This window comes from Ruoffia halotolerans, from assembly GCF_014049385.1.
Classification (GTDB): Bacteria; Bacillota; Bacilli; order Lactobacillales; family Aerococcaceae; genus Ruoffia; species Ruoffia halotolerans.
The window spans coordinates 22565-44535 of the sequence record NZ_JACAOA010000005.1 but is presented as its reverse complement, the minus strand read 5'-3'; the positions used below and the strand labels follow the sequence as shown (position 1 = coordinate 44535).

Annotated in this window: 23 protein-coding genes and 1 pseudogene; 10 read left to right on the top strand and 14 right to left on the bottom strand. The window is 33.9% G+C overall.

Annotation, left to right across the window (positions count from 1 at the left end):
• Positions 1–597, top strand: coding sequence for a hypothetical protein (locus HW423_RS02875; RefSeq protein ID WP_218930444.1), 597 nt, complete (start codon positions 1–3; stop codon positions 595–597).
• Between the two features lie 9 nt (positions 598–606).
• Here the strand turns inward: HW423_RS02875 and HW423_RS02870 are convergent, their stop codons facing one another.
• On the bottom strand, positions 607–1116 hold the full coding sequence (locus tag HW423_RS02870; RefSeq protein WP_218930443.1) for a GNAT family N-acetyltransferase: 510 nt from the start codon (positions 1114–1116) through the stop codon (positions 607–609).
• 88 nt (positions 1117–1204) lie between these two features.
• Between HW423_RS02870 and HW423_RS02865 the strand changes: the two genes are divergently transcribed.
• The 3 genes from HW423_RS02865 (at position 1205) to HW423_RS02855 (ending at position 3477) form a co-directional block, all read left to right on the top strand.
• Positions 1205–1879, top strand: a complete 675-nt coding sequence (locus HW423_RS02865; protein ID WP_218930442.1) for a uracil-DNA glycosylase — start codon at positions 1205–1207, stop codon at positions 1877–1879.
• A gap of 70 nt (positions 1880–1949) precedes the next feature.
• Positions 1950–2417: a hypothetical protein gene (locus HW423_RS02860; RefSeq protein ID WP_218930441.1), complete on the top strand. Its 468-nt coding sequence runs from the start codon at positions 1950–1952 to the stop codon at positions 2415–2417.
• A 64-nt stretch (positions 2418–2481) separates the two neighbouring features.
• Complete coding sequence (locus HW423_RS02855; RefSeq protein WP_218930440.1) at positions 2482–3477, top strand: NADPH:quinone reductase; 996 nt, start codon at positions 2482–2484, stop codon at positions 3475–3477.
• 34 nt (positions 3478–3511) lie between these two features.
• On the opposite strand, the gene HW423_RS02850 is transcribed toward HW423_RS02855, so the two are convergent.
• A complete protein-coding gene (locus HW423_RS02850) occupies positions 3512–3679 on the bottom strand; it encodes a hypothetical protein (RefSeq protein ID WP_218930439.1) in 168 nt (55 codons plus the stop codon).
• Positions 3680–3869: 190 nt separating this feature from the next.
• On the opposite strand from HW423_RS02850, the gene HW423_RS02845 reads away from it, so the two are divergent.
• A complete protein-coding gene (locus HW423_RS02845) occupies positions 3870–4865 on the top strand; it encodes an ornithine cyclodeaminase family protein (RefSeq protein ID WP_218930438.1) in 996 nt (331 codons plus the stop codon).
• A gap of 52 nt (positions 4866–4917) precedes the next feature.
• Here HW423_RS02845 and HW423_RS02840 read toward each other — a convergent pair whose 3' ends face one another.
• On the bottom strand, positions 4918–5874 hold the full coding sequence (locus tag HW423_RS02840; RefSeq protein ID WP_218930437.1) for a glutathione S-transferase family protein: 957 nt from the start codon (positions 5872–5874) through the stop codon (positions 4918–4920).
• A gap of 671 nt (positions 5875–6545) precedes the next feature.
• Between HW423_RS02840 and rsgA the strand changes: the two genes are divergently transcribed.
• Positions 6546–6848 (top strand): GTPase RsgA, encoded by a 303-nt coding sequence (rsgA, locus tag HW423_RS02835; protein ID WP_268951458.1) that lies wholly within the window; start codon positions 6546–6548, stop codon positions 6846–6848.
• A 455-nt stretch (positions 6849–7303) separates the two neighbouring features.
• On the opposite strand, the pseudogene HW423_RS11090 reads toward rsgA, so the two are convergent.
• Positions 7304–7605 (bottom strand): annotated as a pseudogene (locus HW423_RS11090) (diguanylate cyclase); the annotation flags it as partial.
• Between the two features lie 114 nt (positions 7606–7719).
• Between HW423_RS11090 and HW423_RS02830 the strand changes: the two are divergent.
• Positions 7720–8340 (top strand): carbonic anhydrase, encoded by a 621-nt coding sequence (locus HW423_RS02830; RefSeq protein WP_218930435.1) that lies wholly within the window; start codon positions 7720–7722, stop codon positions 8338–8340.
• 571 nt (positions 8341–8911) lie between these two features.
• Here HW423_RS02830 and HW423_RS02825 read toward each other — a convergent pair.
• From HW423_RS02825 to HW423_RS02810, 4 genes are all read right to left on the bottom strand, one after another.
• On the bottom strand, positions 8912–9166 hold the full coding sequence (locus HW423_RS02825; RefSeq protein WP_218930434.1) for a cytochrome b5 domain-containing protein: 255 nt from the start codon (positions 9164–9166) through the stop codon (positions 8912–8914).
• A gap of 364 nt (positions 9167–9530) precedes the next feature.
• Positions 9531–10469 (bottom strand): IS30 family transposase, encoded by a 939-nt coding sequence (locus HW423_RS02820; RefSeq protein WP_218930433.1) that lies wholly within the window; start codon positions 10467–10469, stop codon positions 9531–9533.
• A 230-nt stretch (positions 10470–10699) separates the two neighbouring features.
• Positions 10700–11875 (bottom strand): sodium/glutamate symporter, encoded by a 1176-nt coding sequence (gene gltS / locus HW423_RS02815; protein WP_218930432.1) that lies wholly within the window; start codon positions 11873–11875, stop codon positions 10700–10702.
• Between the two features lie 25 nt (positions 11876–11900).
• A complete protein-coding gene (locus tag HW423_RS02810; RefSeq protein WP_218930431.1) occupies positions 11901–12569 on the bottom strand; it encodes a 4-carboxy-4-hydroxy-2-oxoadipate aldolase/oxaloacetate decarboxylase in 669 nt (222 codons plus the stop codon).
• Between the two features lie 182 nt (positions 12570–12751).
• On the opposite strand from HW423_RS02810, the gene HW423_RS02805 reads away from it, so the two are divergent.
• From HW423_RS02805 to HW423_RS02795, 3 genes are all read left to right on the top strand, one after another.
• A complete protein-coding gene (locus tag HW423_RS02805) occupies positions 12752–13675 on the top strand; it encodes a LysR family transcriptional regulator (RefSeq protein ID WP_218930430.1) in 924 nt (307 codons plus the stop codon).
• Between the two features lie 225 nt (positions 13676–13900).
• Positions 13901–15253 (top strand): Trk system potassium transporter TrkA, encoded by a 1353-nt coding sequence (gene trkA / locus HW423_RS02800; protein WP_218930429.1) that lies wholly within the window; start codon positions 13901–13903, stop codon positions 15251–15253.
• Positions 15254–15263: 10 nt separating this feature from the next.
• Positions 15264–16715 carry a TrkH family potassium uptake protein gene (locus HW423_RS02795; protein WP_218930428.1) on the top strand — a complete coding sequence of 484 codons (1452 nt, stop codon included), beginning with the start codon at positions 15264–15266 and terminating at the stop codon, positions 16713–16715.
• 550 nt (positions 16716–17265) lie between these two features.
• On the opposite strand, the gene HW423_RS11390 is transcribed toward HW423_RS02795, so the two are convergent.
• The 6 genes from HW423_RS11390 to HW423_RS02775 form a co-directional block, all read right to left on the bottom strand.
• Complete coding sequence (locus HW423_RS11390; RefSeq protein WP_328803115.1) at positions 17266–17451, bottom strand: DbpA RNA binding domain-containing protein; 186 nt, start codon at positions 17449–17451, stop codon at positions 17266–17268.
• Positions 17452–17531: 80 nt separating this feature from the next.
• A complete protein-coding gene (locus HW423_RS11385; RefSeq protein ID WP_328803112.1) occupies positions 17532–17669 on the bottom strand; it encodes a hypothetical protein in 138 nt (45 codons plus the stop codon).
• 21 nt (positions 17670–17690) lie between these two features.
• Positions 17691–18722, bottom strand: coding sequence for a DEAD/DEAH box helicase (locus HW423_RS02790; protein WP_328803111.1), 1032 nt, complete (start codon positions 18720–18722; stop codon positions 17691–17693).
• 122 nt (positions 18723–18844) lie between these two features.
• Positions 18845–19246 carry a universal stress protein gene (locus HW423_RS02785; protein ID WP_218930427.1) on the bottom strand — a complete coding sequence of 134 codons (402 nt, stop codon included), beginning with the start codon at positions 19244–19246 and terminating at the stop codon, positions 18845–18847.
• Between the two features lie 166 nt (positions 19247–19412).
• Positions 19413–20243, bottom strand: coding sequence for an energy-coupling factor transporter transmembrane component T family protein (locus tag HW423_RS02780; protein WP_218930426.1), 831 nt, complete (start codon positions 20241–20243; stop codon positions 19413–19415).
• The gene (locus HW423_RS02775; RefSeq protein WP_218930425.1) at positions 20243–21970 is read right to left on the bottom strand and encodes an ABC transporter ATP-binding protein; all 1728 of its coding nucleotides are present in this window, start codon (positions 21968–21970) and stop codon (positions 20243–20245) included. Before HW423_RS02775 ends, HW423_RS02780 begins: the two co-directional genes overlap by 1 nt.
• Between the last annotated feature and the right edge of the window lies 1 nt (position 21971).

Here is a 21971-nt window from a genome sequence, read left to right as displayed (position 1 = left end):
ATGAATAACCAAGAATGGGACAACTTATTAAACATAGAAACGACTAATGAACGTGACTGGCAAGCAGCAATCTATGATTACCATCGTTTAGAATCAACGGATTATGAAGTATTAAGTCTCTTATTTGATAATCTAACTGTATCAAAAGATGACGTGTTTGTGGATATGGGCTGTGGAACTGGAAGAGCTATGTTCTATGTGCACTATCGATTTGGGATTACGGTTAAAGGCATAGAACTTCATCCAATGACGTTTGAAGAACTAGAGAACAACAAAAAACAGTTTCAAAAGCGCTTTAAAATACCAAATAATGACATATATATCAAACATACTTACGCAGACGAGTATCTAATTGAATCAAACGACTCTATATTCTATTTTTTCAATCCATTTGCATTCAAAATTTTTAAAAATGTTATTAATAATATCTTTTACTCGGTTAAATTGGTTCGACGTCCAGTGAAACTCATCTTGTATTATCCAGAACGGGCTGTAATTAAATTTTTGAAAGAAGAAACACCATTTGAACTTATAGACAAAATAAAAATCCCCGGAACCTATGATTCCCGAGACTTTTTACATATATTTAGTTTATAGAAGGCATTCTTAAGTATTGGACTGAACTGTTTTTGCCATCCATAAGATGTCATGCCATTCATCAAATTTATAGCCGAATTTAGGCATTTGGCCGACAACGGTATAATCATTTTTTTGTAAGAAACGGTAACCAGCAATATTACTTGCAGTTAAATTCGAATAAAGTTGAACAATTCCAATTTGTTTTAATTTCTGTTCTAAGTTCTCATATAATTGCTGGCCTAATCCAGTGCCATAGTAAGAGGGATTGATGTATAAATTTATTATACAAGTGTATTTATACGCTTGACGCTTTTCTTGAAAGTGATTAGCAAAAGCATAACCAATTATTTCTTGATCTACTTCAGCTACAACAAAAGCCAATCGCTCAATAATTTTTTGCATAACTTTTTTATAATTTTCAATGGTAGGCACTTGGATGGCCATTGTTACAGTAGTATTCTCGATATATGGTTGGTAGATTTGTAAAATTTGACTTGCATCCTCTAATGTTGCATTTCTAAATGTTATTTTTGACAATGGTACACCTCTATATTTATATAATGCTTTAAGTTTAACAAATTGAGTAAAATAATGTAAGGTATAGAATAATATTAAGGAGGAGAAAATGATAAAAATACAAAATGATTGGCAACCTATTATGGAAGAAGCTGCTAATACAGAATCTTATCAATCTTTAAAACGATTTTTAATCGATGAGTATGAAGAGCATATCGTTTATCCGCCAAAAGAAGACATTTGGACTGCCTTTGAGTGGACTCCATACACAGATGTCAAGGTCGTAATCATAGGCCAGGACCCTTATCATGGCCCAAATCAAGCACATGGGTTAAGTTTCTCAGTTAAAGAATCGGTTAAAATCCCGCCTTCATTAAGAAATATCTTTAAAGAATTGGAAAACGATTTAAATTATCCGCCAGTAAATCATGGTTATTTAAAAAAATGGGCAAAACAAGGTGTCTTAATGTTAAATACAGTTTTGACTGTTAGAGCTCACACACCCAATTCCCATAAAAACAAAGGCTGGGAAGAAGTAACTAATCATGCTATTGAAGCATTAAATGATTTAGACCATGCGGTTGTTTTCCTGCTTTGGGGAAGACATGCGCAACAAAAGAAAGATTTAATCAATACTAACAAGCATTTCGTTATAGAGTCGTCACACCCGAGTCCATTTTCGGCTAGACATTCTTTCTTTGGATCTAAACCATTCTCTAAAGTAAATGCTCTGTTAGAAGCAGATGGACAAACGCCAATTGACTGGAAATTAGATAATATTTAATGCTAATTATTTGACCTTATTTCATATGTATCATATGATAACGCTATCAAGACAATCTAGGAGGTACACTATGAATCAGACAGTATATACTAATTATTGGGTTAATCGTAGACAAAATATCCGCAAAGAACATGGTAGTTACCAAACCGAAGAAGAAGCAGTCAAAGGCATAGAGACCTGGTGGGAAATCCAAAAAGACAAATATTCAAATGTAACTAAAACAAGAACGAATACTGGTGCATTGGAAATAAACTATGGAGATGATAATTATTTCTACAGAGTTGAAAAAAGAACTATCACTGATAAACTTCCCACTCGCTCTTATAAATTAAAATCTAAAGGTGAGATTGAGTCCCTTAGAAAGCAATTAAACCTTACAGACAAACAATTACTTTTTGATGAACTACCAGAGCCATATCGTGATCGATTAATCGTTGCAATGTCTAACAGTATTACACCTCGTGAGTTTTTATATAGTGAGAACGGTGAACCATCCGTTAAGATAAATGAGTTAAAAGATTTACGTAAATTAGCATAAATTACTAAAATACTTCTTTCTAGAAGTATTTTTTATTAAGTTTTAAAGATAAAGAGGGGTATAAATGAACAAGAATAAACAAATGAGTGCTGTAGTGGTTGAAGAATTCGGAGACTATCATAATTTACTATATAAAGAAGTAACTGAACCAGAAATTGATCGTAATCAAGTAAAAATAAAAATGGAAGCCGTTGGTGTCAATCCTAACGAATCTTATGTCTTAACTGGAAATTACAATTTATATATTCCAGAATTGCCATTTACACCTGGTTTTGATGGGGCAGGAGTTATCGAAGAGATAGGCGATGATGTATCTAATTTTCAAGTTGGAGATAGAGTGTTTGTTGGAACATTCCGTAAAATCAACCAATCTGGAACTTATGCTGAAAAGGTAGTTGTGGATTCAGATATCGTGTTGCCTTTACCTGATAATGCCAGTTTTGAACAAGGTGCTGCCCTAGGCATACCTGGGTTTACTGCCTATCATATATTATTCCAAAGAGCGAATCTAAAACCTGGTGAAACAGTCTTTATCCATGGGGCAACTGGTGGTGTAGGAACGCTTGCTGTTCAGATGGCTAAATCCATTGGAGCAACCGTCATCGGAACTTCAAGCACCGAAGAAGGTTTACAAGCCATCTTAGATAATGGGGCAGACTACGCGATGAATCATTTGAATGACAACAATTTAGATCAGTTAAATGAGTATACAAATGGAGTGGGCCCAGATGTTATTATTGAATTCTTAGCTAATAAAAACTTAGAACTAGATTTACAAGCCATCAAAACAAAAGGAAGAATTATAGTTGTAGGAGCTAGGGACACCATTGAAATCTCTCCTAGACTTATTTTAAGCCGAAATATTAATGTTCTAGGTGCTTCGCTACCAAACTTAACTGAAGAGGATTACACAGAAGTGTCTGCTGGAATTATCGCCATGTTAGAACATGGTGTAATTAATCCTGTTATTGGAGAGTGTGTCCCTTTAAGGGAAGTTCAAAAGGTACATGAGGATTTATTAACACGATCTGGAAACGGTAAATCAATCTTAAAACCGTAATATTATTTAAAAGAAGTAAGACTCTGCTAAGTTCTTAACTAAGCAGAGTCTTTTGGTTTAAAATTTGATATTCGTCTTTGTCTTTGAAGCGAGCAACTGGTTCTGTAGATTCTGGTGTTTCTTTAAGAATATTTGGAGCTGCGTCTTCTTTAACTCTATCAAGTTTCTTAGCTGAATTTGTAGCTTGTACTTCTTGTTTCATTATAAACGTTATCAACTAGTTCATATTTGTTATCAGATGACTATCAGGATGTGTAGAAATATCATCAGATGAGTTACTTTTTAATAAATTCTCAGCAAAAATTTCATTTTTAGTGTAAAATGAAAATAAGAAGTGTTCTTTTTTCAACCACTCAATTAGTAAAAATGACATTAATGTATAGGAGGCTCATATGACAAGATTATTAAATGAAGAGCAAGTGAAGAGTTTAATTTCCGTTTCAGAGATTAATGAAGTCGTTGATAAGACGTTTGAAGGGTTTGGCTTGGGTGAGATTGTCAACCCGACTAAAGTTACCTTAGATTTAGGTGAAACAGGAAACTGGCCCCAAAATGAAGGCTTTATGAATGCCATGCCAGCTTATGTGGACTGGTTAAAAGTTGGTGGACAAAAATGGGTCGGTGGCTTTGCTGGTAAACGAAAAGAAATGAACTTACCATATATTACAGCACTTATTACATTAATTGATCCTGAACTGGGTACATTTACTTCTGTAATGGAAGGGTCTTATATTTCAAATATGCGTACTGGTTCACAGGCAGCAGTAGCATTGAAATATCTTGGTAAAAAGGATTCTATTACAGTTGGAATGTTTGGTGCAGGTATACAAGCTAGAACAGCTACCATATGTATTGCCGATTTGTTTGATATTGATCGATTAGTTGTTTGGAATCATCGACGTTCTACTGCGGAACAATTTAAAGCAGATATGGAACCATTTGTTAAAGGCGAGATTATTATTGCAGACCCAGCTCATCCTGAAGAAGCAACAGATAATGAAGCTTTATTTACTTTTACACCGGCACAAGAACCATTTATAACAAAAGAAATGGTTAAATCTGGAACAATCGTCTTCCCAATGGGATCTTTTGAAGAGGTAAGTGAAGATGTTATCCTTTCGGCGGACAAAATTATCGTTGACCATGTTGATCAAGCTTTACACCGTGGTGTGTTAAAACCACTAACAAAGGCAGGTAAAGTCACTGAAGATGATATTTATTGTACCTTAGGCGAGTTAGCTGCTAATAAAGTGACACTAGAAGATTATTCTAATGAAAGAATTATTTGTATCCCTATCGGTACTGGTGCTTTAGATGTTGCAGTAGCGGAGGTTGTACGCCGTCGCGCTGTTGAACAAAATATCGGAACTGAATTTGACTTCATTTAAAAAATTTAATAATCAAACAAAGCCAGCCCTTAAAAGGCTGGCTTTGAGTATTTTATAGGCTAAAAGCTAGTTCTGGTCCTTTAGGAACAATGCCTGTTGGATTAATTGTCTTATGACTAATATAGTAATGATCTTTGATATGTTGCATATTTACAGTTTCGGCTACACCTTCAATATTGTAGATTTCACGTGTTAAACGCCAAAGATTTGGATAATCTACAATACGTTTAAAGTTACATTTGAAGTGACTATAATAAACCGCATCAAATCGAACTAGGGTAGTAAATAAACGAATATCAGCTTCTGTTAACTGATCACCGACTAGATATTTCCGGTTTTCTAGATGTTCTTCTAGTTCATCTAGTACTTTGAACACATTCGTAACTTCTTCTTCATAAACTTCTTGTTTAGTTGCAAATCCAGACTTATACACACCATTATTTACGTTATTGTAAACTCTATCATTCATGGCATCGATTTCGTCCATTAACGCTTCAGGTGAGTAGTCACCAGGTTTAGCACCAATGTCATCAAAAGCTGAGTTAAGCATACGTAATATTTCTGAAGACTCATTATTAACAATCTTGCCGGTTTGTTTGTCCCACAATACAGGTACCGTCACGCGACCGCTATAATTATCATCTGCAGCTTTGTAAACTTCAAATAAATAATCAGCATTATTAACTGAATCCTTAATGACTCCAGGACCGTCTTCAAATGTCCATCCGTTCTCTAACATTTGTGGGTTAACAACAGATAGAGATATAAAATCCTCTAAACCTTTTAACGCACGCACAATCAACGTACGATGAGCCCAAGGGCAGGCTAGTGATACATATAAATGATAACGTCCTTTTTCTGCTTTAAAACCACCATCACCTGTAGGTCCAGCACTTCCATCTGCTGTTATCCAATTGCGAAATTGCGAATCTTTACGAACAAAACGACCACCGTTTTTTTCAGTGTCATACCATTTATCTTGCCATTGTCCATCTACTAATAATCCCATAATCATGTCCTTTCATATTCAATCGATACTTTGATTATAACATACTTTTTATATTTTACGTAAAATACACCTTATAAAAAATGCGTGAAATAATAGCAATTTATCATCATTCAGTTATATTTAAAAGAATACAGTTTGTACCGAAAAGATTGAGTATTTTTATGATTAAAATGGTAAATGTAATATTTCGGGTGGAGTATACAGACTAAATCGTGTATGGATCCTCCCACAAGTGTTGGTAGTCACTTAAGCACTTTAATGGAGGAAAACATTGAATTAATTAAAAATTAGCAATTAGCAAAGAAAAAATTCGGAAGCAAATCAATATCTGAATTGTTTGTAGGCCGAATTTCTTCACAAACAAAAAATATATATAAAACCATGACAGATGATAATGAAATTACGGCAAAAGTATGTGGAAAGTTTCGATATAACATTGAAAAAATATCGGATTATCCAGCTTTTAGCGATTTTTTTATAGTTGATAAGCTGAGCGACGATGAAGGACATGCAATTATCCATCATGTACTTAGATGCAAGACCGTGATTCTATGTAAGGTAGTAGGAACATCGAATGATGAACACCTTGTAGCAACAAAAGTCGATATTGTTTATATTTGTATGTCACTTAACAATGACTTTAATGTACGTCGAATTGAAAGATATTAAGTATGGTTTGGGATAGCGGGACAATGACACTAATAGTTCTGACAAAAGCAGATTTATGTGAAAATTTAACCGAAAAGCTAATAGAATTGGATGAAGTAGCTATTGGTGTAGAAGTCGTTGTTACTTCTACATATGATCCTCAAAGTCTTGATTATTTAGAAAGCCAGTTATTGGCTGGTACAACTGCTGCCTTTATTGGTTCATCTGGAGTTGGAAAACCAACAATAATTAATTATTTTCTCGGTAAAACAATCTTGGAAACAGATGAGTTAATAAATGATGGTAAAGGACTACATACAAGGTAATATCGTGAATTATTTATAAGTCAAAAGGGTGGAATTGTCATTGATACACCTGGTATCCGAGAAATCGGATTTGAAAGTTTCAGTATTACACGTAATTTCAGTTATATAGATATTTTAGCTCAACAATGTAAATTTAATGATTGTACGCATACAAACGAACCCAAATGTGTTATACTTAATGCTATAGCCGATGTAAATATGCCAGTGGAAAGATATGGCTATTTTGAATTAAGACGAGAAGCAAAATACGCAGGACTGAGTTCAAAAGAAATCGAACGAACAAAATTAAAAGAAATGTTTAGAGATTATGGTGGCATAAAAATGCTCGTAAAGTGCAAAAGTAAAATAGATTCAAAAAACAAAATCACTAGCTACAAGAAAAAGTCAGGGCATATGACCTGACTTTGTTGTTAGAAATAATTATAAAGTATTAATTTATAAGAATGTGCACTATATTATTTATATAATGCAAATCCAGCAGTCCAAATGATTTTTTCACTCGCTGCTAATGTTATTTGTAAGAATCCAACTGATTCTAATTCACGTGCACGTTTTAAGCTACCCGCGTCTAATACATCGATGTTACTTCCATTTAATGCTTCGACAATTTTGTCTTTAGCTTCTTGTGTGTCATATGCTAAAAGAACAGTTGTCGGTGCTTAATTGCAACCTTAGCAGTTGTTAGAGTAGACGCAAAGTTAGTATTAAATCCTTTTACTACAAAGCTATCTGATAAACTCGCTTGGATTTCAGAAGCAGTTTATAACCAGCAAATAAAAGCTTAAGTGTCCTATAAATAATAAAAATTTGCATCTCTAATTTAATATTAGTAAAATTAATATTATTCTAATAAGATTGGATGTTTTGTTAAATGAAAAACTTGTATAAAGCACTGAAACAATTTAAAGAACAAGATTACAAAGAAAATAAGGATTTATACGAATCACTCAGTGAAGTACAGACACCCCATACATTATTTGTAGGCTGTTCAGACTCCAGAGTGAGTCCAGAACGGTTGTTGCAAGCATATCCAGGTGAGATTTTTCACATTAGAAATATTGCTAATATTGTCCCACCGGCGGGGCAGAGCGTGAAATATGCTTCCACTACATCTGCTATAGAATATGCGGTCGAAGTTTTAAATGTAAAAAATATTATTATATGTGGTCATTCAAATTGTGGTGGGTGTGCAGCAAGTATTAACCCTCCTGAAAATATTGAGGAGTTACCATATACTAGTATTTGGATTTCTCAATTAGAAGGCTTAAGTCAACAAGTATCTAAAGAGTTACCAGATGAAAAAAAGACAGTTAAGGCTAATCGACTTGAAAAGTTAAATGTAATTCAACAATTAAGCAATCTAATGACTTATGAAAATATCAGAGATCGGGTTGAAAAAAATCAATTAACTTTAAATGGTTGGCATTATAGTATTGGTGACGGTGTGATCTCAATATTTAATGAAGAAGAGAATGAATTCATAGAATTATAAATAAAAAGAAATCCCAGTCCGATTAAAATTAGACTGGGATTTCTTAATTTTAATGTTATTCAAAACGACCAGCTAGTGGTAAGGCTTCTAAAAATTCTGAATCAAGAGGGGATTCCGATTCAAAAAGATCAGTTGCATCTGTACCAACAGTTATCATACCTTGATGCTCGCCATCTGCACATGCACCAAAGTTTGTAACATTGTATACCGTTCCATTTCAGCAATATAGGCTGGATTGCCATCTTTACCATCAAAATTTGCTAATTCGTCATAAAAAAGACATAATCCACATGTGATCCAACAACCTTTAAAGTATTTTACAGGTCATCTTCATGCGGTGAATCGTTTTCAAAGTTATCAGTTGCGTCAGTTCCACCTCCGATACCTTATGTTCACCATTTGACCAAGCTTCTTCGCCAGTAACATTGTAAGCGATTCCAAAAACTGCAACTAAATTTCGTAATTCTTCATTTTATTATTAAATTAAGCTAATAGATCATCTGAAACTTCCCAGTCATGATAAACTCAAACTTTATCTAATCCCTCAATAGTGTCAATAGCATGAGATGATTCAATGAAAAAAACTCGAAGCATCGGCACCAGCTTGAGCACCAATATGTTCATCATTTTCCCATTCAACAATATCTGTAACGTCATATACATATCCAAATACTGCCACATAAGCTGGATTATTATCTTGACCATTGGCTTCACTTAAATCAGCTTTACTGACTAATGGCAAACCATCAATTGGAGTGTCAGTTTCAGATTCAGAATTTTCAACTTGTTCTGAACTGGCTACAGAGGTGTTTTCAGCTAAAGCCATACGTATGTCAGCACCAAGTAACACGCTAGTGGTTAATGAAACAGTTAAATATTTTAAATGATTTCTTCATATCAAATTCCTCCTTTATAAAATATAAAAGTAACGGAGTGGTTATTTTAATGACAAAATAATTGAAGTTATAATACAATTCATATGCCACGATATTAACCAATAGATTTAGTAATATTGGTATCTTCATTAAATAAGTTCGATAATATATATTATGTAAACTAAAACATAAAATGTATTTTTCCATTATATCCATATTTTTCTCGTCATCCCTACTTTAGTAATTTGAAATTCACTAAATGAACAATCAAGTTTCTTATTTTGAATTGCAATAATTATTGCGACAATTTTTTATTTACTCAATTAATAAGAGTTCGTGTAAAAATACTTCCAAGGGTGTTTGGTAATCTAAGCATTTCCTAGGACGATTATTCATTAACCACAAAGCTTGGTTGAGTTCTTGGTAAATCACTTTAGCGAGGTCTGTTTTCTTAGGAAAAAACTCACGCAGTAAACCGTTAGAGTTCTCATTGGTTCCTCTTTGCCAGGCACTATAAGCATCGGCAAAATAAAAATCAATCCCTGCTGCTTCGACCTCAGGATAACAAGCAAATTCTTTTCCTCGGTCTGAGGTAAAGGACTTTAAAGCTTCCTTAGGTAAGTTTTCTCTCAAATCTTCAATCGCAGTTTGCATAGCAACTTTAGAGCGATTTGGCATGGGTAAAGCAATATACATACGGCTTTTTCGTTCTGCAAAGCTCGCAAAACAACCTTTACTCTTGCCTCGAGAAGAAACAACTGTGTCGAGTTCCCAATGCCCGAACTCTTTTCGATTCTTCACAGATTTGGGGCGTTTTGAGATGGGAGTGCCGATATTAAACTTTCCTCGCGTTTCTTGAGGCTCTCGACTTTTTCCTTTGTGTCTTAAGACAGTTAGGGGCACCTTTAAGATATCTTGGTAAATCCAGTTATAGATGGATTTAAAGGAAAGTTTTCCCTGATAATCTCGTCCAACAATTTGTTCAGGTGACCATGTACGTTCTAATTTATCTTGAATGTCTTTAAGTAGCTCAACCGTGTACTTAGGATTTCTACCCTTAAGACGTGCACGTTGATTGGCACCTTCATGGGTATTCTGAGCTTGGTATTGATCTGAAGGGCATCGTTTAAGTTCTCGATAAATCGTTGACCGATGGCGCCCGATTAATTGAGCAATGCGATTAATTTTATAGCCTTCTTGATAGAGTATTTCTATTTTTGAACGTTCCTCTATGGTAAGATGTGTGTAGCTCATAACAGACCTCCGTGTTTATGTTTTTGTCGTTACTAACATTTTACACGAACCTGTTATGGGTTTCTTTATTTGTCGCACTTAATTTTACAATTCATCATTTAATAATAGAAAACTTCCAAATCACCAAAGTTATAGTGTTTGGAAGTTTTTATATGTTATTACTAAATTCACTTCGTTTTATCTGTTCGTTTCACACTTTTAGTTTGATCATATCCAAGTGATGTATCAAATTAAGAGAACAAATTAATGAATATCGTTATAATGATTGGATTGAAAATGTTTATAAAAACTACTGTAATTATTGGAAGAACGAACCAAGCTGTTGGTGCTGTGCCATGTTCATCGATAATAGCAGACATATTCGCAATCGCATTTGGTGTTTGTCCTAACGCTACTCCACAATGCCCAGCAGCCATTACAGCCGCATCGTAATTTTTCCCCATCGTTCTAAATGTTACAAAATATGCATAAAACATAATTACAACTGTCTGTGTTATGAGAATAACAATCATTGGACCGGCTAAATCTAATAAAGTCCAAATACTTAAATTCATTAAAGCCATCGATAAAAATATATTTAACGATATATTTCCAATGCTATCTATTTCATTAATATTTATTTTTATCATACCTGCATCAGCTAAGTTTCGAACAATTGCTCCAGCAAACAAACAACCAACATAATAAGGGAATGTTAAACCTGTAAGATTTAAAACATAAGAAATTATAGATCCTAGAGCAGCTGTTAAAATAACTAACATTACAGTTCTAAATAAATTGGAATCAGTATCTTTTTCCTTCAGTAATTCTCCAACATTGGAATTTTTTACGGAACTACTTAAATTATATTTATCTATTAATCGTTTTGCCACAGGTCCTCCCACAATACTTCCCATAAACAGACCAAAAGTTGCTGCTGCAGCCCCAACTGTAGTAGCACCTTCTGCACCTAATGATTCAAATGTAGGTCCAAATGCCATTGCTGATCCAACTCCACCAGACATAGATGTTGACCCCATTGCGACACCAAGTAATTTATGTATCCCAAACAACTCTGAAATTCCTACACCAATCAGGTTTTGTATAATTAAGAAAAATACAGATACAACTGCTAAAATCGCACCTAGTTTTCCACTTTTTTTAATTATTGCAGCACTAATCGTGAAACCAACAGTCGTAAAGAAAACATTCATGAAAAAATCTTGTAAAGTGATGTCCATTGTTACATAAAATGATTCAGTTTGATAACCAATAAATAATATTATACTAAATAGTAGCCCCCCTATAACCGGAGCAGGAATAAAATATTTTTGTAGTAAACCAATTTTACTTTTTATATAGTCACCAATCATATACACAGCGATAGATAATCCAACCGTTTGTAATAGATCTAAACTTATTTCCATAATTAACACTTCCTTAATTATCATTTTATATTTCTTCTAATGCATTTAACCTATCTAGATTTTTTTGATATCCATAAATTTCAAATAACGATTCGCCATTCTTAATTCTATTCATAACTTCTTTTTCATATCTATCCCTTTCAATTGCTTTTTCTAAGACCTCTTCAGCAATTTCAAGTGGTACAACAACAACACCATCTTCATCACCTAATATAATATCACCTGGATTAACAACAACATTGCCGCAACTTATTGTGTGATTTATTGTTCCAAGTACAGCTTTTGTTGTGCCGGAAATACTTGTTCCGTTACTGAATACTGGTAACCCTAGTTCACTAATTGCTTCTGAATCACGAATTGGTGTATTTATAACGACACCAGCTGCACCCCTTGCCATACAATTAACTGCCAAAACTTCACCAAAAGGTCCCGTGTTGTCACTTTCTCCATTATTGACAACTAGGACATGTCCCTCTTCAATCATACTAACTGCCTTAATTATCATTAAATTATCTGATGGCCCACCTTTTACGGTTAAAGCTTGACCGCAAAGCTTCATACCAGTCCTTACAGGTTTAATTACAGACAGCATATCGCCTTTTTTTCCCATAACTTCGTGAATAGTTGCTGTTGACTGTTTTTTAAATGCCTCAACCAATTTAAGATTAACTTTATGATTTTTTTTAATATCCATTTAGATCTCCCCTAATAATTTTTTCCACTATTATCATTTACCTTATTTATGTTGTATTTTTCCAATTAATGTAAGCGCTATTAATTATTTGGTAACTTCAGATTATCAATGGGAACTATATTTGTCAAATAGATATGTTTTCTATATAATATCTATAAAATAGATATCAGTAGGAGATAATTATGAATCTTGATTATGTAGAAACATTCTTAACAATTTATAGGCATGGTAGTATATCAAAGGCATCAGAACACCTATATATATCGCAATCAAGTGTTAGTAATAGATTGATGAAATTAGAGAATCAATTGGATACAGAGCTGATAATTCGTGAAAAAGGTACTCAGCATATTATACTAACTACTGCTGGCGAACAATTCTTACCTATTGCTGAAGAAATGATTGCATTGAGGAGTGAATCTGAAAATTTAAAGAACTCATCTATAAAGGAAACGATTAATATAGCAAGTGTGGATGCTGTTAATAATTATACTTTTCTTCCTCTATATAAAGAGGTTTTAAACCAGAGCTCTTACGATCTAAGTTTAAATACATTTCATTCAAAAGAAATTCATGGATTTATAGAAAACCGAACAGCTGATATTGGTTATGTTTACAGTACTTATAAATATCCACACATTATTTCAAAGCCAATTTTCAGAGAGTTAATGTATTTAATTTGTCATAGAGATAGTCCATATTTTGAAAATATTTCTATTCTAGAGTTACCTGCCGAAGAAGAAGTTTATCTGAATTGGAATGATCAATATGAAATTTGGCACAATCTTCATCTCTCAAACGCAAATAATGCACACGTTAAAGTTAACACAGGATCTATGTTAATTAACTATATAAACAATTTAACTCGATGGGCAATAGCGCCAATGTCAGTTATTAATCAATTTATTTCCGATGATAGAATTGTATTCTACTCACTTAAAGAAACACCACCACCTATTATTTGTTATGAATTAACAAATCAATATCCAACTCCAAATCAAATTAATAAAATAAAAAAATTCAAAACATTAGTTGAAAAATATATTTTAACTGATGAAACTATTTGTGCATTTGAGGAATGGATGTATGAAGATATGAATATTTAAATGTGTTTTGAATCTTATGTTTTTATTTTCTCGTTACTTAGTGAATCTATTGTAATATTGCTTTAGATAGTTTAAAATGACAGTCTTATTAACTTTAGAATTTATCCTTATATACCTTGCAATTATACGCTTTTTATTGCATGTTTATTAATGATCAGGTCAAAGTGCTAATATTCAACTATTTTAAATTTTAAAAATATAATGAAAACGAAGGTGAATCGTCAAATGGATATTGTCATTATAGGTGGAGGTAAAGTTGGTGAAATTCTTTGCCAAGAACTAGCATTGGAGAATAATAATGTCGTCCTCATCGAAGCTAATTCTGAAAGATTGAATCGTATTATTAATAAGAATGATATTACAGGCTTAGTCGGTGATGGAGCGGATTATGATAACTTAGTCGAAGCTGGCGTTGAACAGTGTGATATGTTTATAGCTGTGACTCCTGAAGATGAAACAAATATTATAAGTTCTATTATAGCTAAGCAACTGGGTGCCAAATATACTATTGCCCGGGTAAGAAATCCTAAGTATACGAATCATATTGAATTCGTACGTGATAGCCTAGGTATCGACTTGGTTATCAATCCAGAAATGGTGGCAGCTCGTTATATTACCAAAAGTATCGAATTTCCGCATTCACTCAGTATTGAACAATTCGGTAAAGGTCGAGTCAATTTAGTTGAACTAGAAATTAAAGCCGGCAGTCCATTGGTCGATCAGTCTTTAAATCAGTTTAGAAATGAATATGGTGAAGTATTAATTTGCGCCCTAACCCATGATAAACAAACTATTATTCCCAGTGGGCAATCAGTCTTGAGAGTTGGAGATCGTGTTTACGTTACGGGATCTCGAGAAGATTTAGCAAACTTTTATTTCAAAGCTGGTTACCGTGAAGAGAAAACTAAGTCGGTTTTAATTATCGGCGGTGGCCGTGTGACCTATTACACGCTTCATCTGTTAAGTAAAATGGATATCGATATAAAAGTCATCGAATTAAATGAAGAAAGAGCTTTAGATCTTAGTCACCGCTTCCCACAAGTAGTAGTAATTAAAGGTGATGGTATGGAGCAAGAATTGTTATTAGAAGAACGTATTGAAAGCTTTGACGCAGTTTTAAGTTTGACGGGTATCGACGAGGAAAACATTATCAACTCAATGTACGCCCTATCTTTAGGTATAAAAAAAGTTATGACAAAAGTAAGTCGAACTGACTTATTAAAAATATTAGGTGATTCAGACTTACAAGCCATTGTTACACCTAAGAGATTAATAACTAATAAGATTTTACGTTACGTTCGCTCATTAAGAAATGCAACAGCATCTAATGTAGAGGCTTTGATTCGAATTGCTGATAATCAAGTTGAGACCTTGCAATTTCTTGTTAAAGAAAGTAGTCGTGTTGTGAATATCAAGCTAAGAGATTTAAATACAAAAGACAATTTATTAATTGCCTACATAATACGGGGTTCTAAACTGATTTATCCTACGGGTGAGGATGTTATTTTAGCTGATGATCATGTCCTAATCGTGACCAAACATAAAGCGTTTAACGACATTGATGATATCTTAAGGTAAGGAGGCAATAATGAATACACAATTTATCCGCTATACACTCGGAAATATCTTAATGATTCTGGCTGGCCTGATGTTATTACCTTTGATCGTCAGTGTAATCTACCAAGAAAGCTGGGTAAATATAGCAAGTTTTCTTGGTACTTCTCTAGTGACTCTTGTTATTGGTTTTGCCCTATCTCGAACAAAATTGCATCGACGTACTTTTTATGCGCGAGAAGGCTTTACGATAGTTTCTCTATCTTGGATTTTAATTTCTTTTTTTAGTGCGATTCCGTTTGTTCTTAGTCAGCAGATTCCTTCCTTCATTGATGCCTTTTTTGAAATGGCGAGTGGGTTTACAACGACTGGTGCTAGTATTTTGTTAGATGTCGAGGTATTATCACATTCGATGTTATTTTGGCGTAGTTTCAGCCACTTTGTAGGTGGAATGGGAGTCTTAGTTTTCGCATTAGCCATATTGCCAAAAGCCGAGTCTTCCTCTGTACATATCATGAAGGCTGAAATGACTGGACCAACCTTTGGTAAACTTGTTTCAAGATTGTCTTCAACGGCTCGAATTTTATATTTCATTTATTTTACCTTCATGATGATTACACTAGTTTGTTTGTATCTTGCCGGTTTACCATTTTTCGAGTCGATATTATTGGCTTTTGGGACAGCAGGAACGGGTGGTTTCGGAGTGTTGAATGGAAGTATTGCTCCTTATGATAGCTTTACAGTTGAGATGATATTAAGTATCGGCATGATAATATTCAGTATTAATTTCAATTTGTTCTATCTAGTCTATATTCATCAGGCGAAACGAATTCTAAAAAGTGAAGAACTTCGTTGGTTTCTAGCAATTATCGCGATTGCTGTGCTTTTAATATCAATAAATTTAATCTCAACATCTTATGGAGTAAGTAACGCTTTTCGAGATAGTTTCTTTACGGTTGCTTCCATAATATCGACTACGGGTTATTCAACTGCCCTCTTTGATCATTGGCCTTTATTCTCTCAATTAATACTCATTCTTTTGATGTTTGTTGGAGGGATGGCTGGCTCAACAGCGGGTGGTTTGAAGGTCTCACGTATTTTGCTTTTAGTTAAAATAGGTTGGGCAGAAATAAAACAAACAATACGACCTAATCGTGTCGTTGCTATCGACTATGAAGGTCGACGTATTGACTCTAAATTAGCCAATACTGTCTTGAGCTACTTGGTGGTCTATATTATTATTTTTATTGTGGCGGTGCTTGTCATTAGTTTAGAAACTCCAAACCTATTATCCTCTTTTAGTACTGTGGCAGCAACCCTTAATAACATTGGACCTGGTCTAGGCATTGTGGGACCCTCTCAAAACTTTGCTCATTTTAGCCCATTTATCAAAATATTCCTATCATTCATTATGATCATGGGACGTTTAGAAATATTTCCAATGATAATTTTGTTTGCACCTAATACATGGCTGAAACGCTATTAATCAACAATATAATTTTAGCATTATAAAAAACATAGTGAGTGCTCTTAATTTCGAAAGAGTCTCACTATGTTTTTTGTTACTTTCATTTTTAAACGGAAGTGTTATAAATCATTTGTAAAACTTAGTAAATACTTCTTCTAAATCATTAACAGCATCGCTCAGTATTTGCTACTTATCAATGGGGGTTATTGTAATCCCTTGTGCATGTGCAATATGTTTCATTAAACCCCGTTATATTTTCAAACATTTCTTTTTGATAATAATAACTAAATTCCGATGGCTTGTATCTAACATTATTTGTATAGATACTACCACTCGATTGGATTATTAATAGATTTCGATCATTACTCATTAAGCATACAGATTCTGATGCTGATGATTGTAATAAGAAGGCTTAGCGTACGCTTCGAACAGATATCATATAAAAATTAATGATCATGATAGATTTTGAAGAGACTTTAAGTTTGAATGATTAAAAACATTGCAACGAGATACAGATGAAAAAGTTAAATGCATTGCGATTATACTCTGGATATTGGTTTTTTTATATTTATTTTCTCGCTTTATGAACTTTTAATTTTTTACCTTTAACTGTGCGGTTTTGCATCTCAGAGATGACATAAGGTCCCATATTATTCAGTATTTCAACATATGTAACATTTTCTTGAATGGTAATAATTCCGATGTCCTCCGCTTCGACACCTTTAATATTCGTTAATGTTCCAACAAAGTTGATGGCTCTGAGTTTTTTCTTTTTACCGCCATTGAAGTAGACTCTCGTAATATCTTTATTCAGTTATTTATTACGAGTTGTTTTCAACACAGGTCTAGAGTTAATTTTTTCTCAAAAGCTGTCTTACGACTCATTACTTGGCGATTGCTCGGTGCGTTTATCTCCGTAAATTGCATACCAGTTTCTTTAGCATACTCACTTACTTCTTGCCAACGCTTCACCTCATTATCGCTAATTAAAGTTTAGGCAACACCTGTTTTCCCTGCACGACCGGTTCTACCAGTTCTGTGGGTGAAACTTTCATTCTCAAAAGGCACATTATAATTGATAACATGTGTCACGTTATCAACATCGATGCCGCGAGATGCAACATCGGTTGCGACCAAATAACGTAATTTCCCAATTCTAAATTCCTGCATGACGTCCGAACGGTCATCCTGATCCATTCCGCCATGTAATTTATCAATAGGAATCCCAGCTTTTGCTAAATAGCTATCGACTTTATCAACCACCTCGCGTGTGTTACAAAAAATGATACACGTATCAGGATTTTCAATTGTTAATAGAGCCAACAATAACTTTTCTTTAGGTAAATCTTGAACTCGGATATATGATTGCGAAATGTCAGGTGTATTTTCTTCTGATTTTTCCATTTTTATTGTCTTATGATCTTTTTTCATATAAAAGAATGCGAGTCGTTCGATTTCAGACGGCATTATAGCTGAAAATAACATCGTTTGACGTTCTTTAGGTAGATAATCAATAATGTCTTCAACTTGTTGTATAAAGCCCATACTCAGCATTTCATCCACTTCATCAAGAATTAAACTCTTAATTTCATCTACATTCAAAGTACCTTCTTGAAGATGCTCTAAGATACGACCGGGTGTACCCACTACAATATGACTTTTTTGTTTTAATTCGGATTTTTGAGTTTTGAATGAAGATTTACCAAAGGCAGCCGTCACTTTAATTCGTTTAAAACGACCGATATTCATAATATCTTCTTTAATTTGCATCGCTAATTCACGTGTTGGTACTAAGATTAAAGCTTGTGGTTTATTCTCTTCCCAAATAACTTGCTCACAAAGTGGAATGCCGTAAGCCGCCGTCTTACCACTTCCTGTTTGCGATTCAGTGAGAATATCCTCATTATTTAATGCGAGTGGAATAATTTCTTGTTGTACCGGTGTTGGTTGGTAATATCGGAGGCTATCTAGTGCTTTAGTAATTTCCGAGCTGATGCCCATTGATTCAAATGTGATTTTTTTCATATTTTCCTACTTTCTTTACTACGTCGCATCAGTATATCAGATTGTTAGATAAATGGTATGATAAATTATAATAAATCACATAAAAACTGCTCTAAATGATATAGAGCAGTCCCATAAATTGTTTAACGACTAATTAAGACATCACATTGGGCATTTCGAACAACATAATCAGTAATTGATCCAATAAGCATCTTCGCTACACGACCCTTACCTGTCGCTCCTAATACAATTAAATCAATGGACCAACGGTCTACTAATACTTCAGCAATTTGGGTACGGGGATCTCCATAAATTAATTCTGATTCTAAAGAAACCCTTTCATTTCTTGCAAACTCTTTTAATGAGTTTAAAAGCGATTCACGTTGTTCCTTAGGAATATCTTGACCATCATCTTCTTTAACTACGCGAACTAAATACACATTACTATCCCATTGTCTTGCTAAATGGACGCCTTGTTTGAATGAATCGATCGACTGTTGTGACCCGTCAACTGGCAAAAGTATATTTTCATATATTTTTGACATTAGTATCAACACCTCTCTGTATTGTAAGCGTAACCAACCCATCTATATTCATTATAAAACATAAATCAAAATAAGCAAGAATTACAGATAGTAAAATCAAGATCAGCAATATATAACGAAAAAGGATACAACTGTGAGTGAATAGTTGTATCCTCCTAAGTATTTTTTAAAATGGATTATAAAACCTTCCATCATTAACAAAGAATAATAATACTCCAATGACGGTAATTATGATGATCAACGCCAAAGCGATAAAATCTTTTTTGGTAAATGGTTTATATCGGTACCAAGTTCTCGATTTGTTTTTACCAAAGCGACGTAATTCCATCGCCTGGCTTATAGTTTCAATTCGGTTTAAACTACTAAAGATTAAAGGCATAATAATCTGTGCAGATCGCGTTATTTGTTTCATTAGTGATGTTTTCCGACTCATCTCCAGACCGCGTGCTTGTTGAGCTTGTCTAATTTCAAAAAAACTGTCTTGAATATCTGGAATATAACGTAATGCCAATGAAACAGCATAACTAATGCGGTACGAGACTCCAATTCGATTTAGACTTGAAGCGAATTCACTTGGATCTGTTGTGAATATAAAGATTAAAGCTAAAGGAATTGTTGTGAAATACTTGATTGCAACATTGAATTCATAAAATAACTGCTCAGTCGTAATCGTATATCGTCCAATGCCTTCAAATAATACTGTGCGTGAATTATACAATTGAACGCCATACTCGGGTTCAAAAATATATATAGTAAGTAAATTTAAGATAGAAAAGACTAAAACAAAATAGATTAATACTTTAATATTTCTCCATGGGATACGAGCGATATAAAACAAGATTAAACTAAAGATTGTCATCGTTACTAAAAATCGAGTATCAAAGCTAGTCATTACAATTAAGGATAGTAAGATAAAACTAATCAGCTTTGTAGAGCCGCTTAAATTATGTATGATTGTTTTATTAGGTATGTAACCAAATAAATTCTCTTGACTCATCAGCGTATACCCCTCTCATAACGCATAAAGCGCCCAATAAAATCTTCTGAAGTCATCAAAGGTAAAAGACTACCTAATTGGTATAGACTTGACTCAGTAAGATGTGCGGCTTTTAATAATTGAGCATTAGAAAATAACTCTGAAGGATTCGTATCAGCTAATAATTTGCCCGCATCAAAAACCAATGTTCGATTTGTATACTCTTGCATTAAATGCATATCATGCGTAATCATTAAGATAGTCATATCTCTTTCATGGTTGAGTTGATTTAAAAATTGCATCATTTCAGTATAATGAGCATAATCTTGTCCAGCCGTTGGTTCATCTAAGATAAGAATGTTAGGGTCTAAAACGAGAATGCTCGCAATGGTCACCCTTCTCTTCTGTCCATAACTTAAAGCCGAGATTGGCCAATTTCGATACGGGAATAAGCCACATATTTTTAAAGTATCAAATACTTTTTCTTCAATATCGTTTTCATTCCATCCTCGATTGATTAACCCCAATGCAACTTCTTCATAAATCATTGTTTTAGAGATCATATTATTTGGGTTTTGCATAATGAAACCAACTGTATCTGCGATTTCTTTAATGGATAAATCATTAATATCTTCGGAATTTACGATAATTTTCCCAGAAATTGGTTTAATAAACCCACTAATTGCTTTAGCTATGGTCGATTTCCCGGCACCATTTGTCCCAACAATACTTATCATTTCGCCTTGATTCACTGAGAAGTTTATATCTGACAACGTCTGGACATCATCTTCTAAATTATATGAGAAATTAAAGTGGTCTACAGTCAATATAGTATCTTTTTCATTAGAATATTCATCGTGTGACACTTGACTAGCCCATTTTTCAATAAGCTTTATATCCTCAGTGAATAGATTCATTTGGTTAAAATTGTTAACAAAATCATATTTAGAAATATCGATCCCAGCGTACTTCATTGCTGTTAAATATAAAGGTTCTCTAACTCCGACTTCTTGTAAGATACTACTTTTTAATAGTTCCGTCGGTGTTGAATCTGACACAAGTCTACCTTCATCAATTACCAAAACACGATCAATATCTGCTAAAAGAGCTTCCTCTAAACGATGTTCGACTATTATCGTTGTATAGTTATGCTCTTTACTTAACCGGTTGATTAAACGCATTGTCTCTGCGCCTGATGCCGGATCTAAGTTTGCTAATGGCTCATCAAATAATAAGATTGGTGTATTATTGACTAGAATACCACTTATTGAAACACGCTGCTTCTGGCCACCAGAAAGTTTATTCGGCATGCTTTGAAGTAAGTCATCAATTTCTAGAGTTTCACTCCAATTTTTAACAATGGATTGCATCTTTTCTTGTTCTACACCATCATTTTCCAATGCAAATGCAATATCTTCAGCCACAGTTAAACCAACAAATTGACCATCCGTATCTTGCAGTACGGTACCCACTTCTAACGACAAGTCAAAAATAGAACTTGTTTGTACTTCTTTTCCATTGACTGAAACAACTCCGTCAAGTTGTCCTGGATATGTATTTGGTATTTGTCCATTAATACAACGAGCGATTGTCGACTTCCCGGATCCACTCGGTCCAACAATTAATATCGTTTCACCGGCGTAAACGTCAAAGCTTATATCGATGAGATTTTTTTCTGTCTGACTATCGTATTGAAAATTCACTTTTTCAAATTTGATTATCGGCGCTCTTTTTTCTTGAAAGTCCATA

Bases quoted from the DNA above. Each gene is read 5' to 3' on its own strand.
- HW423_RS02875 (WP_218930444.1), top strand. From the start codon at position 1: ATGAATAACCAAGAATGGGACAACTTATTAAACATAGAAACGACTAAT.
- HW423_RS02865 (WP_218930442.1), top strand. From the start codon at position 1,205: ATGATAAAAATACAAAATGATTGGCAACCTATTATGGAAGAAGCTGCT.
- HW423_RS02860 (WP_218930441.1), top strand. From the start codon at position 1,950: ATGAATCAGACAGTATATACTAATTATTGGGTTAATCGTAGACAAAAT.
- HW423_RS02855 (WP_218930440.1), top strand. From the start codon at position 2,482: ATGAACAAGAATAAACAAATGAGTGCTGTAGTGGTTGAAGAATTCGGA.
- HW423_RS02850 (WP_218930439.1), bottom strand. From the start codon at position 3,679: ATGAAACAAGAAGTACAAGCTACAAATTCAGCTAAGAAACTTGATAGA.
- HW423_RS02845 (WP_218930438.1), top strand. From the start codon at position 3,870: ATGACAAGATTATTAAATGAAGAGCAAGTGAAGAGTTTAATTTCCGTT.
- HW423_RS02840 (WP_218930437.1), bottom strand. From the start codon at position 5,874: ATGGGATTATTAGTAGATGGACAATGGCAAGATAAATGGTATGACACT.
- rsgA (WP_268951458.1), top strand. From the start codon at position 6,546: ATGGTTTGGGATAGCGGGACAATGACACTAATAGTTCTGACAAAAGCA.
- HW423_RS02830 (WP_218930435.1), top strand. From the start codon at position 7,720: ATGAAAAACTTGTATAAAGCACTGAAACAATTTAAAGAACAAGATTAC.
- HW423_RS02825 (WP_218930434.1), bottom strand. From the start codon at position 9,166: ATGGCTTTAGCTGAAAACACCTCTGTAGCCAGTTCAGAACAAGTTGAA.
- HW423_RS02820 (WP_218930433.1), bottom strand. From the start codon at position 10,469: ATGAGCTACACACATCTTACCATAGAGGAACGTTCAAAAATAGAAATA.
- gltS (WP_218930432.1), bottom strand. From the start codon at position 11,875: ATGGAAATAAGTTTAGATCTATTACAAACGGTTGGATTATCTATCGCT.
- HW423_RS02810 (WP_218930431.1), bottom strand. From the start codon at position 12,569: ATGGATATTAAAAAAAATCATAAAGTTAATCTTAAATTGGTTGAGGCA.
- HW423_RS02805 (WP_218930430.1), top strand. From the start codon at position 12,752: ATGAATCTTGATTATGTAGAAACATTCTTAACAATTTATAGGCATGGT.
- trkA (WP_218930429.1), top strand. From the start codon at position 13,901: ATGGATATTGTCATTATAGGTGGAGGTAAAGTTGGTGAAATTCTTTGC.
- HW423_RS02795 (WP_218930428.1), top strand. From the start codon at position 15,264: ATGAATACACAATTTATCCGCTATACACTCGGAAATATCTTAATGATT.
- HW423_RS02790 (WP_328803111.1), bottom strand. From the start codon at position 18,722: ATGAAAAAAATCACATTTGAATCAATGGGCATCAGCTCGGAAATTACT.
- HW423_RS02785 (WP_218930427.1), bottom strand. From the start codon at position 19,246: ATGTCAAAAATATATGAAAATATACTTTTGCCAGTTGACGGGTCACAA.
- HW423_RS02780 (WP_218930426.1), bottom strand. From the start codon at position 20,243: ATGAGTCAAGAGAATTTATTTGGTTACATACCTAATAAAACAATCATA.
- HW423_RS02775 (WP_218930425.1), bottom strand. From the start codon at position 21,970: ATGGACTTTCAAGAAAAAAGAGCGCCGATAATCAAATTTGAAAAAGTG.